Consider the following 16,474-nt stretch of genomic DNA (forward strand, 5'->3'; position numbering starts at 1 on the left):
TACCTCCTTATAAGATTCCAAGTGGTGGCATTAATGTAATCTCATCAACAAATGCTCCTGGGGGCTGATTAATAAGATGAACAATATGCTCAGCTATTGTTTCTATAGGGATCATATTACCGAAGTCAGGTTTGGGCTCAATCGCATCCCAAAAAGAACTTGCCACAGCCCCTGGCATAACAGCGATCACTTGAACACCCTTTTGTCTAAGCTCTGCTTGTAATACTTTCGTGAGTCCTAGGCTGCCAAATTTTGAAGCGGAATAGCCCCCACAGCCCGGAAGTGCCGTTGTTCCAGCAATGGATACAAGATTGATAATTTTCCCCTGCTCTTGCAAAGCCATATGTTTACCAAAATATTTACACATGAGATATGTCCCGCGTAAATTAACAGCAATCATATCGTCAAAATCAGCGGTGGCAGAATCTAAGATACTTTCAAAAACACCTAAACCGGCACTATTAATCAGGACATCAACCGTACCAAAGACATCCATCGCTTTATCATAGAATTGCTTCACCGACTCCTCACTTGTGACATCCAGAGGGAGCTCCAATCTTTGGTCAGAGCGCTTTTCGTGGGTAGAACGACTTCCTAAAACAAGGTTTGCACCTAAAGCAGCTAGTGCATCTGCAGCAGCTTTACCAATGCCTTTGCTTGAACCGGTGATGACAATTGTTTGTCCTTTAAGTGATCGCGTATGCACTGTAAACTACTCCTTTTCCGAGCCGTAGTACTCAAAATAATTTTTTTCCGTCTCATACAATCCAATTTTATAAAGCCGCGGAATCACAGGCTTTAACAGGTTCCAAGTCACAACGGTCACATTCTCTGACGTAGGATTAACCCCTTTAAATTCTTCCGTATCTAGATTCAAATGTTTGTGATCAAATTTTTTAAGAACGGTTGCTTCAACTGCTTGATCAAGTTCAGCTAAATCGATAATCATACCAGTGACGGGGTCCGGTTGACCGGCGACAGTCACTTCTAAATAGTAATTATGTCCGTGACCATAGACATTGTTGCATTTGCCAAACAACGACACATTCTCTTCTTCACTTAAATATTCACTATGTAGTCGATGTGCCGAGCTGAAATGATATTTCCGTGTTAAATAAACCATGGAGCCCTCTCCTTTTTCTGAGTATAAAAAATCATTTTCGTGCAAGGTTAGACGATGAAGCTGATAGCCTTTCATCTTGCTTTCTAGCGCGTCCCATAAAAAGCTGATAATGTGCTCAGTTGTCGGAATATGCTCCTCAAAATAAGGGTTCTCCTTATTCAGAAACTTGCCATCAAGTTCTTCATGAACTACAGCCTTCACTGTCTGGTCGACCTCTGTAATATTAATGACAATACCTGAATCCACTTGGATCGGTCCCTTTACCATGGTTTTAAGGGTATAATCATGTCCATGACCATTAATGTTACTGCAGGGCCCAAAGACTCTTCTGTTTTCTTCCTCTGTCCAACTGTCGATTCGATAGGAATGCGCTGCAGAAAATGTCATTTTTCTTGAAAGATATAACATGATAGCCCTCCTATTAATCTCTCTCGATAGCTTGCAAGAATTCAGTCATTAAAGCGTCTTTTTCAAGGAATGTCCCCTTTTTAACGGTTGTTACTGTTTTACTCCCAGGCTTTTTAACCCCTCTTGCGCACATGCATAGATGCTCACCTTCCAAACTCACAATAACCCCTTCAGGATGGAGGACGTTCTCAATCGCATCGGCAATCTGCTGAGTCATTCGCTCTTGCACCTGCGGGCGCTTGGAGGCAAGCTCCACTAATCGAGCAAACTTGCTCAAGCCAACAACACGTCCATTTGGAATGTAGCCAATATGGGCTTTCCCAAAGAAAGGAATGAGATGGTGCTCACAAAATGTGTAATACTGAATGTCCTTAACGACAACCAGACCGTTATACGCTTCCTCAAATGTTGTTGTCAAAGCGGTTTCTGGGTTGACCCCTACACCTTCGAATACCTCTTTATACATTTTTGCCACTCGCTTAGGTGTATCTTTAAGTCCCTCGCGTTCAGGGTCCTCACCAATCAAAGATAAAATGGCTTGTATATGTGCTTCTAGCTGTCCTTGCTTTAATTCAATGGTCATTATAATTACCTCCATTTTTGCTATTAAAAGCGTCTATGTCAAAAAGTAAAGTTCATTAAAAATATGTGATTAATGCAGATTGAATGTAACCTAGACAGTTCACCACACTATCTTTTAGATGGCTAGTTTAAAATAATAAGAAACCTGGCCTACACTTATCGCTTGAGCGACATTTTATACTTTCCTAAAGTATTAGAAACCCTGGTTTACCACCGCTTCTTCGCTGGTACTCCTGATGTGACTTTTCAAATCACCCATTAAGGATGTCGCCAAGCCCCAGGTGGCAAAAGTCAAAGTCGCTCTTATACTATCTTCCTTTGAAAGCGGCAGCGATGGTAGAAATTTTGAGATAGTATTAGAAAACTTGGCTTATCGCCCACCATGGCGAAAGTCAAAGTTGCTCTTATACTATCCTCCTTTGAAAGCGGCAGCGATGGTAGAAATTTTGAGATAGTATAAAAAAAGTCCACCCAAAAGAATGGTGGACAATTTGTATGGAATGGAAATGGAATGCCTCCATGTTCCTTACCTATTGTATCCAGCCTTTCGGTAACCCGGCGATCATCGTTCTTTCGACAAAGAACCTTAGACCCGTGGCTTTGCGTCCTTGCCTTTCAACAAGTTTGCCATTATCGAAGGTATGAACTTAACTCTCTTTCATTTTAAGCTTATGGGGGTATTTAGTAAAGGGAAAAATGTGATAAAAGTCCCAATTTAGGTAGAAATAATTGGTAAATAGCATCATAACAAGGACTTTATACCTAATACAAAATACACAAAATAGTGTAAAAATAAATACCAATCACTTTTTAATCTTGAGGCTTTTGTTTTCTCGATACCAATTTTTTAAGCTGCTGCCATGGACCTGATTGATATTTATCAGAATATACAGAAAAACAATTCCGCCCCTTACTCTTCGCAACATATAGTGCTTGATCAGCCTCGGCTAAGAAATCTGCTTCGCTTTTCAGGCCTCTTTTATAAAACGAAATACCGATACTCGCTGTTAAACGCAAGACATGTCCCTCGACAACAAGCGGTTCCCGCATGCTTTTAATCATGCGACGTGCAATGGCAAGCACACTCTCCCTGCTCTTAACACTGGTAAGTAAAACCTGAAATTCATCTCCACCAACGCGTGAAACGACATCGCCTTCTCTTATGGCCTTTCTCAATCGTTCAGCGAAAAGCTGAATGACCTGATCCCCCACACCATGCCCATAGGAATCATTTATCTCCTTAAAGTGATCACAATCTATAAAAAAGACAGCGATCCTTCCACCCGTTCTTTGTGACTGCTTCATCGCTTCACTCAACTGCTCTTCAAACAGTCGTCTATTCGGCAAATCCGTTAATGGGTCATGTAAAGCGACATGTTTCATGTGTGCCTCTCGTTCCTTCTGTTCCTGAATATCACGGCTGATGAAAACAACAGTGTGAACCTCACCATCATCACCGAGTATGGGATTGCCCCGCGCTTCCATCCACAGCGATTTCTGATGCTTATTCAACCGCCTAAATTCAACGGAGTAGGGGGCCTTGGTGCGAAGAATCGTTGCCAGCATCTCCTCCAATAAAAACATATCATCTGGATGTGCAAATGTAAGAAAAGATTTATTGATATAAAATTCAGGATCTACACCAAGTATCTTTTTATGCGACGGTGAAGCGTAAAGCGTGACTCCTTGAGCACTGACGACCCGAATAAGATCAGATGTGTTATCCGCAATCAGACGGTAACGCGCCTCACTTTCCATGAGTTCGTTCTCCATTTTCTTAAGCTCAGTGATATCCTTGTAGAGTGCAACACCTGCAATCAACTCCCCATCGTCTATAATTGGAGAATATGAGGAAAGAATGTGAACAATCCTACCCTCTTTAGTAAGGCGCTCAGATTGATTGTTGTAAATAACTTCTCCCTTTTCCAAGCGACTAAGAATCCATTCTTGTTCATCCCTATCCTTTTCCGGAATAATACTGATCGTCGGATCCTGTTGTAATTCAGCCTGCGTCCAGCCCAATAAGCGTTCAAAACCAGGGTTAACCTTAATAAATCGCCCATGTCTATCAAATGTGAATAAGGCATCTGCCGCATGTTCAAAAATAAGCTCTAACTCTTGCTTTGTTCGATCAAGTGCTTTTTCCTTGAGCTTTCTTTGCGTAATATCACGGACAATTGCAATGATAACATGGCACGACTCATCCTCCTCAACGACTGGGGTCACAACAGTTTCAAAATAGTGTTTGACATTGGTATGGCAAAATTCTGCCTCGTAGGTTAAAGAGCGTCTTTGTGCTAATGCTTGTTGATAATAAGAAATGATGAGCTCAGCTTCCGTAGGAGGCAGAGTTTCTTGAATGGATTTGCCGATAAAATCAGCTGGGAGAGGGAGATTTTCGATCGCTGATTTATTCGCATCGATATAACAGAAGGTATTGTAGTCTTGTACAGAAACCAAAAACACCATATCTGAAAGGTGATTATGAATTAAATGCATATGCTTAAATTGTTTAATGGTTGAAAACATGACATAACCTGCCTCTCCAATGCAGTTGGATCATTGAAACAGTTGGCCAATTGCCTCTACGGAAACGGGGCGATAAAAATAATAGCCTTGAATTTCGTCGCAGCCAAAGGCTCTTAATAATTGGTGTTGCGCTTCAGTCTCCACCCCTTCAGCAACAACCCTTTTCTTTAGCCCTTTCCCCATATCAATGATTGTGCGGACGATCACCGCATCCTCTTCATTCTCATTAATACGTTGAATAAAGGACTGATCGATTTTCAAGCAATCAATCGCATAACGCTTAATATAGTTAATAGAAGAATAACCTGTTCCATAATCGTCTAATGCCAAGGAAATGCCCAAATCCTTAATCTTATTGATCTGTTGTAAAACAACCTCATCTGGGAGCAATAAGGCACTTTCAGTAATTTCAATTTCCAGCCAGGCAGGATCCACTTGATATTGTTCTAATTTACTTTTTATATATTTCACAAAATCTGCCTTTAAAAAGTTCTTTGCCGATAAATTGACAGAGATAGGATGGAGCGGCACCCCCTGATACTGCCAAATTTGGATCTGTCGACATACTGAATCTAAAACGAATTCACCAATATCATTAATTAACTGCGTCTTTTCGGCCATTGGAATGAACACTCCGGGGGAGATCATTCCGTAATTGGGATGCTTCCAGCGGATCAGCGCCTCTGCTGCTACAATTTTTTGCGTTTTCGTATCCACTCTCGGTTGATAAACAAAGAATAATTCTTCATCTTTAATGGCCTTTCGTAAATCTGTTTCTAATTCAAACAGCTTCATAGGTTCTTCATCAAAAGCCATTGCTGCGGAATAGAGTTGTGCATTACTTTTCCCTAAATCCTTCGCTCTATTTAAAGCAATGTGTGCCCCTCTAATCAAAGTGTCATAATCTCTTCCATCTATAGGGTAAACACAAATCCCAATACTTGTTGTCGTATAAATATCATAGCCTTTGACAAAGATCGGGTCTTCAATGGTCGTCATTAATTGTTGGGCAAGGTGATAGTACTGTTCTATCGCATGCTTGGTATCAAGCGTGATGATAAATTCATCGCCATTAATGTGATAAACCTGGCCTAGCCCATCGGCAAAGCCCTTCATTCGTTCACTGATCTTCTTGATGACCTCATCGCCAATGTCATGGCCAAATGCTGTATTAATACGTTTAATACGGTCTAAGTTAACATTTAAAAGCGCAAATGTTGTCCCTAGCCTTTCGCTTTCTTCAATTTTTTGATTGATACATTGCCGTCCGCGATGCCGATTGGGAAGCTCTGTTAATTCATTATAATAAGCTAGATGAATCAGCCTATCTTGCAAAACATGAGCTTCCGTAACATCCTCAATAAAACCAATGATATATCTGAGCTGATCATTCGAAGCCATGATCGGTGAGACATGCCCTCTTAACCATTTCATTTGTCCTTTTGCTGTTGTAATTCGGAACTGCTGCACTATTGACTGCCCTTGAATCACATCCTGCCAATCTGCAAGCACTTCTTCTAAGTCATCAGGGTGTACAAAGGAGGGCCAGTCATCTATCGCACGCACATCATAAGCAACCTCGTAGATATCTTGAATGCTTCTTGATACATACAGCATTTGCTGCTTTTCAGCATCATAGATCCAAATCGCTACATTTAACATATCTAATATTGGCTTGGCCCTATCAAAGTTAAAAGTAAGAATATCAGGCTCTTCCATCACATGTTCACACGGTAAGATGGCGCAAAGCATCCCTAAATGCTCACGATCGATGTGCACTGACATTGTCAGCACACGTAGCTCAAGGACGCTCCCATCCGTGCGATGAAGGGTAATCCCTTTCACCTTATGTCTAGCTTCTCCATCCATGGAGCCGGTTAATTGTTTGTAAAGCTCCGACTGCCAGGAAGAAGAGGAGTGCTGAGGATTCCCTAACATCTCTTCAATAGAGTGTGTGTACATGATACACGTACCCTTTTTGTCAAATAAACATGTTCCTATTGTTTTGGGCATAAAATTTTCAAGTAACATTTTCCTCAAGGTCTCCTCCTTTCTGATAGCAAGAAAGCTTGACTCTCATCCTTTCAAGCCCCTGAACACTGTGGACCTTTTCCTTCTAGTTACACAAAGCTTTAAATTATCATACGACAACATGCGACATTTTACATCAACTTTTTCATAGTTTCTACATGAGTGTTCTGTCCTCTAATAAAATAAAACACCTCTAAAAAATGAGGTGTTTGCATGTTATTTAGCGTTGTGTCCGTTTTCTTAAGACATTGAAGCTGAATTGATCTGACCTGAAAAAATTTATGGAATAAAGGACAGGTTTATCCAACGTACTATAATGAAGCTGTTTCAAAACCAACAAAGGGATTTTTTTACTGCACTTTAATCGAGCAGATATGTCTTCATGATAGCCCACGGTGGTGATATCTGCCGTTGCATAATCAATATGAACCTCAGCCTCTTGCTCCAAAAAGTTAAACAAAGAACCGCCAAGCAGATGTGATTCTTCTGAGAATAAACGTGCAGGCACCTTATCTATACAATAGACAAGGGGTCTGTCATCCGCCGTTCGCACGCGTTTTACCAATAATATACGCTCTCCGTCCTGGAGCTGAAGCTTTTCTTTATCTTCTTCAGTGGGCGTCACATATTTGGAAAGAAGGACCTCTGTTCCAGGTCGTTTACCCGCAGAGTGAATCATCTCCGTAATGCTGTTCAGTTCTTCAATACCACTAGAGAAGACAGGCACTTGATTGACAAACGTACCAATTCCATGCTTTCGAGAAATGATATTTTCTTCCTCTAAAATGCGAAGCGCTTCTCTCAAGGTCGCTCTACTCACACCTAATTGCTTAGCATAGACATTTTCTGAAGGCAACCGTTCACCAGGGACAAGGTGTCCCTCCTTGATTTCCTTCTTAATGCGTTCCATAACCATGATATAACGTGACTTCTGAACATTTTCCAAAGACATAAGGCCCCCCACCCACTTGTCACATGTAGCACCTATAACTCTCTAGGACTCTTTTGATTGACCTAATGCAGCCTCTAACGCCAATGTAATCATTTCATTAAAGGTTGTTTGCCGTTCCTCGGAGGTTGTCTCTTCACCTGTGAGTAAATGATCACTAACCGTCAAAATCGCTAAGGCATTAACACCGTGCTTAGCAGCCAGTGAATACAGGGCTGTGGTCTCCATCTCAACTGCTAGCACCCCATATTCCATAAGCTTTTTAACAGGGGCTTGATCATCCCGATAAAACATATCTGAAGAAAACACATTCCCCACATGGATCGTAAAGCCCTTTTCCTTACCTAAACGATACGCTTCATAAAGCAAATCAAAATGAGCGGTTGGAGCAAAGTCAAAGCCTGAAAACACATGACGATTCATACTCGAATCCGTGCTCGACGCCTGAGCAAGAATAAGATCACGGACATGAACATTTTCCTGCATGCCTCCACAGCTTCCCACTCGAATGAGATTTTTAACTCCATATTCTTGAATCAATTCATTAACATAAATGCTGATGGAGGGAATCCCCATACCTGTTCCTTGAACAGAGACGCGCTGACCATTAAACATCCCTGTAAAACCATACATACCTCGGACCTCGTTATAACAGGCCACGTCCTCTAAAAAGGTATCTGCAATGTACTTTGCTCGAAGTGGATCCCCTGGTAATAATACCGTCTCTGCAATATCACCTTTTTTTGCCCCTATATGTACACTCATTCATTCATCCTCCTTAGTATGATTAGCCTTTAATGATATCATAAATTAATGTTGGCCTTTCTGCCTTATCCGCAATCTTAATACTCTCATGAATGAGTGTCTTAACCTCATCTAGTTCCTGGGTATTCGCATGAATCGTGAGAAGAGCATCACCTTTTTTGACCTTATCACCTATTTTTTTATGTAACACGATGCCGACAGCAAGATCAATAACGGTCTCCTTCGTAATGCGACCAGCGCCCAGATGCATGGCAGCCACACCCATTGTATCCGCCACGATCTCAGAGATGACACCACTTTGTTCAGCAAGAATGTCAATCTGATATTGAGCTTGTGGTAATCGCGATGGATCGTCGGCGATTGACGAATCGCCGCCTTGTGATTGTAAAAAGACTTTAAACTTCTCTAGCGCCCTGCCATTAGCCATGACAGCTTTTAGTTTTTCCTCTGCTTCTTCTAAAGATGCGGCTTTCCCTGCAAGATAGACCATTTGACTGCCTAAAGTCAAACAAAGCTTCTCTAAATCCTTAGGGCCTTGTCCTTTTAAGGTATCGATGGCCTCTTTGACCTCCAATGCATTTCCGATGGCAAAACCTAGTGGCTGACTCATATCGGAAATAACCGCCATTGCCTGCCTTCCCACACTATTCCCAATCTGGACCATGGTTTGTGCCAATGCCCTAGCGCCATCAAGATCTTTCATAAAGGCACCCGAGCCTGTCTTTACATCAAGAACGATAGCATCGGCACCTGCAGCAATCTTTTTACTCATAATCGAGCTTGCGATGAGAGGGATGGAGTTAACCGTCCCCGTGACATCGCGAAGCGCATAGAGCTTCTTATCCGCGGGGGTTAGATTCCCACTTTGACCGACAACGGCAATTTTGTTCTGATTCACCTGTTTCACAAACTGCTCGTTATCTAACTCAACATGAAAACCGGGAACAGATTCAAGCTTGTCAATGGTGCCACCTGTATGGCCTAACCCGCGTCCAGACATTTTTGCGACAGGGACATCTAATGCAGCGACGAGAGGTGCCAAGATTAGAGTGGTTGTATCACCAACACCACCCGTTGAATGTTTATCTACTTTAACGCCATCAATAGAGGATAAGTCAATAGTATCCCCGGAGTGAACCATTGCCATGGTTAAATCGGCAACTTCTTTAGTCGACATCCCTTGGAAGTAAATAGCCATCGCGAGAGCACTCATTTGATAATCAGGAATCTCACCCTCTGTATAGCCTTTTATAATAAACTGGATTTCTTCTGTAGACAGTTGCTTCCCGTCTCGTTTTTTCTCAATACACTCTACAATTCGCATCATGTACACTCCTAAACATTTCGCATGTTGTCTGACATCCTACATGTATAGATTAATCGATCCCCATTTGAACTGCAAGTCCAAAATGTAAACGCTATTCACATTGAGCACACAGTCTATTATCCTTGTACTGATTATACTAGATAACAAGGCGAGTCGCCGGATTTCCCCTTGACTTCTTGACCTTTATTCTTTATATTGTGCTATGAGGTCTGACCTCCTACAACAAAACAAATGATCAACTTTTCAACCCGTCAATTTAGGGGTAAACATTTTTAGTGTGCGCATACTCTCTTAAGAATAGGAGATGGACAGTATCAACTACGCAAAATACATTGACCATACTTTACTAAAACCTGAAGCAACTGAAGAGCAAATTGCGATCCTTTGCGAAGAAGCCAAAACCTATCAGTTTGCCTCGGTTTGCGTTAATCCAACATGGGTAAAAACAGCTGCTGACGCCCTCAAAGGAACGGATGTAAAGGTCTGTACCGTCATTGGATTCCCCCTTGGAGCAACCACGACCACGGTAAAAGCCTTTGAAGCAGATGACGCCATAAAAAACGGGGCTGGGGAAATCGATATGGTCATCAATATCGGCGCCCTAAAATCAGGCCATGAAAATGTGGTTTTGAAGGACATTGAAGCGGTTGTCAATGTCGCAAAAGGGCGAGCACTTGTTAAAGTCATCATCGAGACCTGTCTGTTAACAGATGAAGAAAAAAGAAAGGCTTCCGAGCTCGCAGTTAAAGCTGGTGCAGATTATGTCAAAACCTCAACTGGTTTTGCAGGCGGAGGAGCCACACCTGAAGATGTCCGTCTCATGCGTGATGTCGTCGGACCTACCATCGGGGTAAAGGCTTCTGGCGGTGTGCGTTCTTTGGAGGATGCTCAAGCGATGATTACCGCAGGTGCAAGTCGCATCGGTGCAAGCTCTGGGGTGAAAATTATTCAGGGTTTGATCTCTGAAACAGACTATTAAGAGGCGAAACATTAGGTTAACCGAGAGGGAAGGATTTTCTCTCTCCTGAATTTTCTCACTTTTTGAAAGCGCTTCTACACGACTTTAGATCAACCAACAGGAGAAGATAGTCATGAAATATTTAATATTTATTCTAGGACTGCTCGTCGTTTTTGGACTTGCGTTTTTAGCCAGCAACAATCGAAAGAACATCAAAATCAGACCGATCATTGTAATGATCATCATCCAAATCATCCTGGCTTACTTATTGCTCAATACAGGGGCTGGACTGGTTTTAATCAAAGCTATTTCTAAAGGGTTTGAAAAGTTATTAGACTACGCCTCTCAAGGTGTCGACTTTGTCTTTGGCGGGCTAGCTAATAAGGGACAAGCTCCTTTCTTTCTCACCGTCCTATTGCCTATTGTATTTATTTCTGTTCTCATCGGCATCCTGCAATATATTAAATTGCTTCCGCTCATCATCAAAGGCATTGGTTGGGTGTTAAGCAAAGTCAGTGGCCTTGGCAAACTGGAATCCTACAACGCTGTGGCTGCAGCGATTATCGGTCAATCCGAGGTTTTCATCTCTGTGAAAAAACAACTCGGACACTTGCCAAAGCAACGTTTATACACGTTATGTGCCTCCGCAATGTCTACGGTCTCCATGTCGATTGTTGGTTCCTATATGACAATGATTGAGCCCAAATATGTCATCACAGCGATTGTATTGAATCTATTTGGTGGATTCATTATCGTTTCTATTATCAATCCGTATACTGTCACTGCTGAAGAGGATTTTCTGGACGTTCAAGACAGTGAAAAGCAAACCTTTTTTGAAATGCTTGGAGAGTATATCATGGACGGCTTTAAGGTCGCCATCGTTGTCGGTGCTATGTTGATTGGTTTTGTCGCCTTGATGGCTGCCATCAATAGTATCGTTGCCATGATCTTTGGTATCTCCTTCCAGACTCTACTTGGTTACGTCTTTTCACCCATCGCCTTTATTATGGGGGTCCCTGCAGGAGAAGCGATTAAGGCCGGAGGAATTATGGCAACAAAGCTCGTCACAAATGAATTTGTCGCCATGCTCGACTTTTCCAAAATCACTAGCCAATTTTCTGCGCGAACTATAGGTATCGTCTCGGTCTTTCTTGTTTCTTTTGCCAACTTCTCTTCCATCGGCATCATTGCCGGAGCGGTGAAAGGATTGAACGAAAAACAGGGCAATACCGTCGCCCGCTTCGGTTTAAAGCTGCTTTACGGCGCTACTTTGGTTAGCGTCTTATCAGGCACAATCGTCGGACTGATTTTATAATAGCGTAAAGGGGACCAAAATCGGTCCCCTCTCTTTTGTCTCTAAATTCACTTTTGATGTTTGAAACCCTGGTTTGTTAGGCAGCTCACTGCATGTGTTTTTTGGTCGAGGCTTTTGTTCTTTTGCCTCGGGCTTTTGTTAAAATGACTAGACCTTTTGTTCCTTTGCAACCGGCTTTCGTTAACCCGCCTCTGCTTTTTGTTACGCTCACAACCTGATTTTGAAGCTTTCTCACCTTGATATTTCTGATTAGCATTAAGAAAAACCGGGGGAAAAGCATGTCCGGTCCTTATCCTTAGTATAGAGCATCAGCCAATATGAAAGAGGCTTCGTTGCCTGGTCAAGTGGAATGGAGCGCAAGGCGCGAGATTCGGAACACTCTAACATCGTGTGTTCCTCGGGCGCCGCTGACTCATGATGCGGAGACTAGAATCCTGCGGGAAGTGGGAGATCAGACAACGCGTCTTTTCTCTTTTTTAATTTGTTTACTCCGCAATTGTCCGCAGGCAGCATCGATATCTGTACCGTGTTCCAGACGTACGCCACAGTTAATGCCCTTTTGTTTCAAAGTTTCATAGAAAGTCATGATGGCTTCTTGCTCACTGCGCTCGTATTGAATATGCTCACTGACTGGGTTATAAGGTATAAGATTAACATAAGAAAGATGGCGTTTATTAGCTAGTAGCTTCGCCAACTGCAGGGCTTCTTCCTTATGATCATTCACATCCTTAAGCAGGATATATTCAAAAGTAATCCGTCGATTGGTCTTTTCTAAATAATAGTCTACAGCCTTCATCAATTTTTCAATTGGGAAGGCTTTATTGATCTTCATAATTTGCGTACGAAGCTCATCATTAGGTGCGTGAAGCGAAATAGCGAGATTGACCTGTAGATTCGCATCAGCAAATTCATAAATCTTATGTGCTAGGCCGCTTGTAGAAACGGTAATATGCCGTGCGCCGATGGCCAGGCCTTGTTGGTCGTTGACCACATGTAGGAAATCCATCATATTATTAAAGTTATCAAAAGGTTCGCCAATCCCCATCACCACAATGTGACTGACTCGTTCACCCTTATCCACTTGATCCAAATGATGTTGAACCTTCATAATTTGCTCGACGATCTCACCGCCTGACAGGTCACGATTTTTCCTTAAGATGCCACTCGCACAAAATGTGCAACCGATATTGCAGCCGACCTGGGTCGTCACACAGACAGATAGTCCATAGTGATGGCGCATTAAGACTGTTTCAATCAGATTACCATCTTGGAGTTTGAATAAAAACTTGATGGTTCCATCCGTAGATTCCTGCTTAATCTCTTGCTTTAATGTATGAATAACAAAGTGATCTGCAAGTAAGTCTATGCAGTCTTTGTTAATATTTTTCATCTCAGAGAATTCTGTGACTCTTTTTTTATAGAGCCAATCCCAAATCTGTGTCGCGCGAAACTTTTTTTGTCCGTGTTCAATAAGCCATGACGTGAGTTGCTCGAATGTTAACCCATAAATGGATGACTGATTCATTAGTTACCCCTCTCTACAAATGCTTAAATACGTTCAAGTCATAACTTATTTATTATCCTATAGATATTCCATTAGTTCAAGGCAAAAGCCAGCTAAGATAACGCATAATTTTTTCCATCACTCATCATAATATAAAAGCACTTAATCCAAGCAAAAGAGGATAAATAGAATGAATACCCACTATACATGTCATGTCTTTTTAGCAGATGATCAAGTCCACAAGGAAATTTTAAGTGTCTTTTGTAAAACAACAGATGAACCAAGAGCAGCAGCACAACAAAAGGTTCAAGACATCCTACAGAAACACAAACAACACAGCTATGTGGTTCGCTATGTGGGCGACATTCACTTTGAAGACATTGACCCTGACATTGTAGCAAGACAGGATGAACTTTTTGAAAAACACGATTCTGTTTGGATTTTAAATTGCTCATATAATCCCCATTTTTAAAAATGGGAACTTCATCAAGAAGACTCGTACAAAGCCATGCCTAATCCTTTTGAAGTCCCTATGATTAGCCTTGTCCGCCTGATCGTCATTAAGTAGAAGTGCGCTGCTAAAGAGATGAACAAAAAATTTATTGGAGTAGGGACAGATACTCTTGAAGGCACATAACAGCCGAACGCATTCAAGATGTGAATGCGTTCGGCTTATCTATAAATAGGACAAATACCACTGTCTGTCCCCGTCTCGTTATTCTCAAATAGTAAACTTAACTTATTCCAGACGTCTCCTGCCCCTATTTCATTTAAGTCAAAGCGCCTATTGACTTAAGATGCTCTTTTTTTAATTCCAAAGCCATCTCAGGATAATCGGTAATGATCCCCTCAAGATTTAGTGCCAATGCCTTCTTGATCTGAGCTACCGAATTAATGGTCCATACCCTGATGGGGGTAGCATTAAAATTAGCTTCAGAGACTTCATCTTCCAATAGTGCCTGACTAAGATGTAAGGCCGAAAAATTATAATGGGTCATGAGGTGTTTGACACTTGAAAAAGGTTCTAAGGAAAGGTAGGCGACATTGGCTTCACTGTCCACAGCTTTCACTTTTTGCACAGAAGACAAGTTGAAAGAAGAATAGATCACTCTTGACTGAAGCTGATGCTCATGCACCAATGCGACTGTCTTCTCCTCAATCTCTGGATAGTCTATTGAATAAGTCTTCAATTCGATATTAATTTGAACTGGATAACCGGCAACACGTTCAAAGACTTCTGCTAAAGTCGGAACCCTTTCTTCATCCCAGGATGAGGTATAAAGCGGATACGACTTAAATGGTCGTCCAGCACTATAAGCCTGCAATTCATGGGTTGTTAAATCTTTGATGTACCCGGTCCCGTTAGTTGTTCGATCGATTGTTTCATCATGAATGACCACAAGCTCATTATCCTTTGTCAAATGGACATCCAATTCTAATCCTTCAACACCTGCTTGACAGGCTTGCTCGAATGCTAATAATGTGTTTTCCGGGTGCGTGCCTTTACTTCCCCGATGTCCAAAGATCAGTGTCTCTCCCATGGGTCTTCACCTCACAAATTATTTTGCTCCGTTGGCTTTATTGGCCTTCTCAATTGCACTATTTGTATCGTTAACCGCTTTGTCCAAAGCTTTATCAATATCCTCACCGTTATAGACGCTCTCCATCGCTGTTTCTACAGCTGTTCTTTCTTCCGGAAGGCTTTGCATCAATGCCCCTTGAGTGGTAGGAGATGGCTTACTGGCTTGTAATTGGTTTACAGAAACCTGTAGCTGCGGAATTTTTTTATAAGCATCCACGACAACAGGGTCACTATAAGCTTTCGTATTGACTGCAAAATAACCTGTCCCGACATGCCACTCCGCTTGTACATGTGGACTTGCTAAATATTTCATGAAATCCCAAGCTGCGTTTTGTTCTGCACTACTTTTTCCTTTGGACATCCAAAGGCTTGCTCCACCGATGGCTACGCCGTTTCTTTCAATGGACTGTGGATGTGGAAGATAAGCTACACCAACTTTAAATTTAGCATTATTAACAACATCGCGGATGCTGGCAGACGATTGGATGAACATCGCAACCTTCCCGGATAAAAATCCAGCCGTCATATCATCGCCAGCAGTGGTTCCTGTGCCATAATCAACAAAAGTCTTATCTTGAATCATATCTTTAGCCCATTGCAGAATGTTTTTTCCTTCCTTGCTATTAAAGACTGCTTTCGTTGGTGTTCCCGCATGACCATTCTCTTTATTGACAAGCAAACCGTTTTGATTAGCTAATAATTCCTCAAACAACCATCCATAAGGCTGCAGAGCAAAGCCCTTCATTTGGCCATTTGTTGAGTCGGTAATCTTCTTGGCATCCTCACGAATCTGTTCAAATGTAACATCCTCAGGGTTCAACTTAATCCCTGCTTGTTGGAAGGCATCCGCATTGTAATATAGAACAGGAGTAGATGAATTAAAGGGCATGGAATTTAGCTTGTTATCCACTGTGTAGTAATTGATGATATTTTTTTCTAATTGAGATGTATCATAGTGATCTTTATCAATAAACTTTTGAACGGGTTGGATAAAACCGCTGTTAATCATTGCCTTGGTTCCAATTTCTTGGACTTGAATCATCGTTGGTGCCTTGTCGGTTCCACCAACACTCAGATACTTTGGCAAAGATTCTTCATAGGTTCCTTGGAATTGCGCTTTAACAAGTACCTTTTTCTGTGAATGGTTATAATCATCTACAATTTTTTCTAAGGTTTTTTGTGGTTCACCACTCATTGAATGCCAAAAAGTAACGACAATGCGACCATTTTCCTTCTTCGTCGCAGAAGCAGCACTACTGCCATTCCCACACGCTGCTAAACCGACCACAAGCATAAGTGCCAATACAAGACCTGAAAGCTTTTTTAACATCTCTTTTCCTCCCTAACCCATCGATTGATTTTACGTATTTTTAAAAGTATGCCACTGCTATCTAGCGTTTC

The 16,474-nt window shown here is 41.8% G+C and carries 14 protein-coding genes and 1 riboswitch; of the genes, 3 read left to right on the plus strand and 11 right to left on the minus strand.

The features are described from left to right. Positions 1-7 precede the first annotated feature (7 nt). The 8 genes from IEW82_RS02645 to IEW82_RS02680 form a co-directional block, all read right to left on the minus strand. A complete protein-coding gene (locus IEW82_RS02645; RefSeq protein WP_188688631.1) occupies positions 8-706 on the minus strand; it encodes an SDR family oxidoreductase in 699 nt (232 codons plus the stop codon). Positions 707-712: 6 nt separating this feature from the next. After that, a complete protein-coding gene (locus tag IEW82_RS02650; RefSeq protein ID WP_188688634.1) occupies positions 713-1,531 on the minus strand; it encodes a 6-carboxytetrahydropterin synthase in 819 nt (272 codons plus the stop codon). Between the two features lie 13 nt (positions 1,532-1,544). Beyond that, on the minus strand, positions 1,545-2,114 hold the full coding sequence (folE, locus tag IEW82_RS02655) for a GTP cyclohydrolase I FolE (protein ID WP_188688638.1): 570 nt from the start codon (positions 2,112-2,114) through the stop codon (positions 1,545-1,547). A gap of 545 nt (positions 2,115-2,659) precedes the next feature. Then, a riboswitch (cyclic di-GMP riboswitch) is annotated at positions 2,660-2,752 on the minus strand. Between the two features lie 171 nt (positions 2,753-2,923). Next, positions 2,924-4,642: a PAS domain S-box protein gene (locus tag IEW82_RS02660; protein ID WP_188688641.1), complete on the minus strand. Its 1,719-nt coding sequence runs from the start codon at positions 4,640-4,642 to the stop codon at positions 2,924-2,926. A 30-nt stretch (positions 4,643-4,672) separates the two neighbouring features. After that, complete coding sequence (locus IEW82_RS02665) at positions 4,673-6,673, minus strand: putative bifunctional diguanylate cyclase/phosphodiesterase (protein ID WP_188688644.1); 2,001 nt, start codon at positions 6,671-6,673, stop codon at positions 4,673-4,675. Positions 6,674-6,893: 220 nt separating this feature from the next. Next, a complete protein-coding gene (locus tag IEW82_RS02670; protein WP_188688647.1) occupies positions 6,894-7,625 on the minus strand; it encodes a GntR family transcriptional regulator in 732 nt (243 codons plus the stop codon). A gap of 42 nt (positions 7,626-7,667) precedes the next feature. Next, positions 7,668-8,387, minus strand: coding sequence for a purine-nucleoside phosphorylase (gene deoD, locus IEW82_RS02675; protein ID WP_188688650.1), 720 nt, complete (start codon positions 8,385-8,387; stop codon positions 7,668-7,670). Between the two features lie 22 nt (positions 8,388-8,409). Continuing rightward, positions 8,410-9,711, minus strand: a complete 1,302-nt coding sequence (locus tag IEW82_RS02680) for a pyrimidine-nucleoside phosphorylase (protein ID WP_188688952.1) — start codon at positions 9,709-9,711, stop codon at positions 8,410-8,412. A gap of 307 nt (positions 9,712-10,018) precedes the next feature. Here IEW82_RS02680 and deoC point away from each other — a divergent pair, with 307 nt between their 5' ends. Together deoC and IEW82_RS02690 are read left to right on the plus strand one after the other, a co-directional pair. Next, a complete protein-coding gene (deoC, locus tag IEW82_RS02685; protein WP_188688652.1) occupies positions 10,019-10,693 on the plus strand; it encodes a deoxyribose-phosphate aldolase in 675 nt (224 codons plus the stop codon). A gap of 112 nt (positions 10,694-10,805) precedes the next feature. Then, positions 10,806-11,987, plus strand: coding sequence for a NupC/NupG family nucleoside CNT transporter (locus IEW82_RS02690; RefSeq protein WP_188688655.1), 1,182 nt, complete (start codon positions 10,806-10,808; stop codon positions 11,985-11,987). Between the two features lie 451 nt (positions 11,988-12,438). Here IEW82_RS02690 and rlmN read toward each other — a convergent pair whose 3' ends face one another. Next, positions 12,439-13,512, minus strand: a complete 1,074-nt coding sequence (gene rlmN, locus IEW82_RS02695) for a dual-specificity RNA methyltransferase RlmN (RefSeq protein ID WP_188688658.1) — start codon at positions 13,510-13,512, stop codon at positions 12,439-12,441. A 169-nt stretch (positions 13,513-13,681) separates the two neighbouring features. Here rlmN and IEW82_RS02700 point away from each other — a divergent pair, with 169 nt between their 5' ends. Further along, complete coding sequence (locus tag IEW82_RS02700; RefSeq protein ID WP_188688660.1) at positions 13,682-13,963, plus strand: hypothetical protein; 282 nt, start codon at positions 13,682-13,684, stop codon at positions 13,961-13,963. 298 nt (positions 13,964-14,261) lie between these two features. Here IEW82_RS02700 and IEW82_RS02705 read toward each other — a convergent pair whose 3' ends face one another. Next, positions 14,262-15,032: a glycerophosphodiester phosphodiesterase gene (locus IEW82_RS02705; RefSeq protein ID WP_188688664.1), complete on the minus strand. Its 771-nt coding sequence runs from the start codon at positions 15,030-15,032 to the stop codon at positions 14,262-14,264. Positions 15,033-15,050: 18 nt separating this feature from the next. Beyond that, entirely contained in the window at positions 15,051-16,403 is a 1,353-nt protein-coding gene (locus tag IEW82_RS02710; protein WP_188688668.1) for an ABC transporter substrate-binding protein, read from the minus strand. Positions 16,404-16,474 lie beyond the last annotated feature (71 nt).

It is taken from the genome of Pullulanibacillus camelliae, from assembly GCF_014642655.1.
Taxonomy (GTDB): Bacteria; Bacillota; Bacilli; order Bacillales; family Sporolactobacillaceae; genus Pullulanibacillus; species Pullulanibacillus camelliae.

Excerpts from the sequence above, each read along its gene's own strand:
- IEW82_RS02680 (WP_188688952.1), bottom strand. The coding sequence starts at position 9,711 with ATGCGAATTGTAGAGTGTATTGAGAAAAAACGAGACGGGAAGCAACTG.
- folE (WP_188688638.1), bottom strand. The coding sequence starts at position 2,114 with ATGACCATTGAATTAAAGCAAGGACAGCTAGAAGCACATATACAAGCC.
- IEW82_RS02665 (WP_188688644.1), bottom strand. The coding sequence starts at position 6,673 with ATGTTACTTGAAAATTTTATGCCCAAAACAATAGGAACATGTTTATTT.
- IEW82_RS02690 (WP_188688655.1), top strand. The coding sequence starts at position 10,806 with ATGAAATATTTAATATTTATTCTAGGACTGCTCGTCGTTTTTGGACTT.
- IEW82_RS02710 (WP_188688668.1), bottom strand. The coding sequence starts at position 16,403 with ATGTTAAAAAAGCTTTCAGGTCTTGTATTGGCACTTATGCTTGTGGTC.
- IEW82_RS02705 (WP_188688664.1), bottom strand. The coding sequence starts at position 15,032 with ATGGGAGAGACACTGATCTTTGGACATCGGGGAAGTAAAGGCACGCAC.
- IEW82_RS02700 (WP_188688660.1), top strand. The coding sequence starts at position 13,682 with ATGAATACCCACTATACATGTCATGTCTTTTTAGCAGATGATCAAGTC.
- IEW82_RS02670 (WP_188688647.1), bottom strand. The coding sequence starts at position 7,625 with ATGTCTTTGGAAAATGTTCAGAAGTCACGTTATATCATGGTTATGGAA.
- deoD (WP_188688650.1), bottom strand. The coding sequence starts at position 8,387 with ATGAGTGTACATATAGGGGCAAAAAAAGGTGATATTGCAGAGACGGTA.
- rlmN (WP_188688658.1), bottom strand. The coding sequence starts at position 13,512 with ATGAATCAGTCATCCATTTATGGGTTAACATTCGAGCAACTCACGTCA.
- deoC (WP_188688652.1), top strand. The coding sequence starts at position 10,019 with ATGGACAGTATCAACTACGCAAAATACATTGACCATACTTTACTAAAA.
- IEW82_RS02660 (WP_188688641.1), bottom strand. The coding sequence starts at position 4,642 with ATGTTTTCAACCATTAAACAATTTAAGCATATGCATTTAATTCATAAT.
- IEW82_RS02650 (WP_188688634.1), bottom strand. The coding sequence starts at position 1,531 with ATGTTATATCTTTCAAGAAAAATGACATTTTCTGCAGCGCATTCCTAT.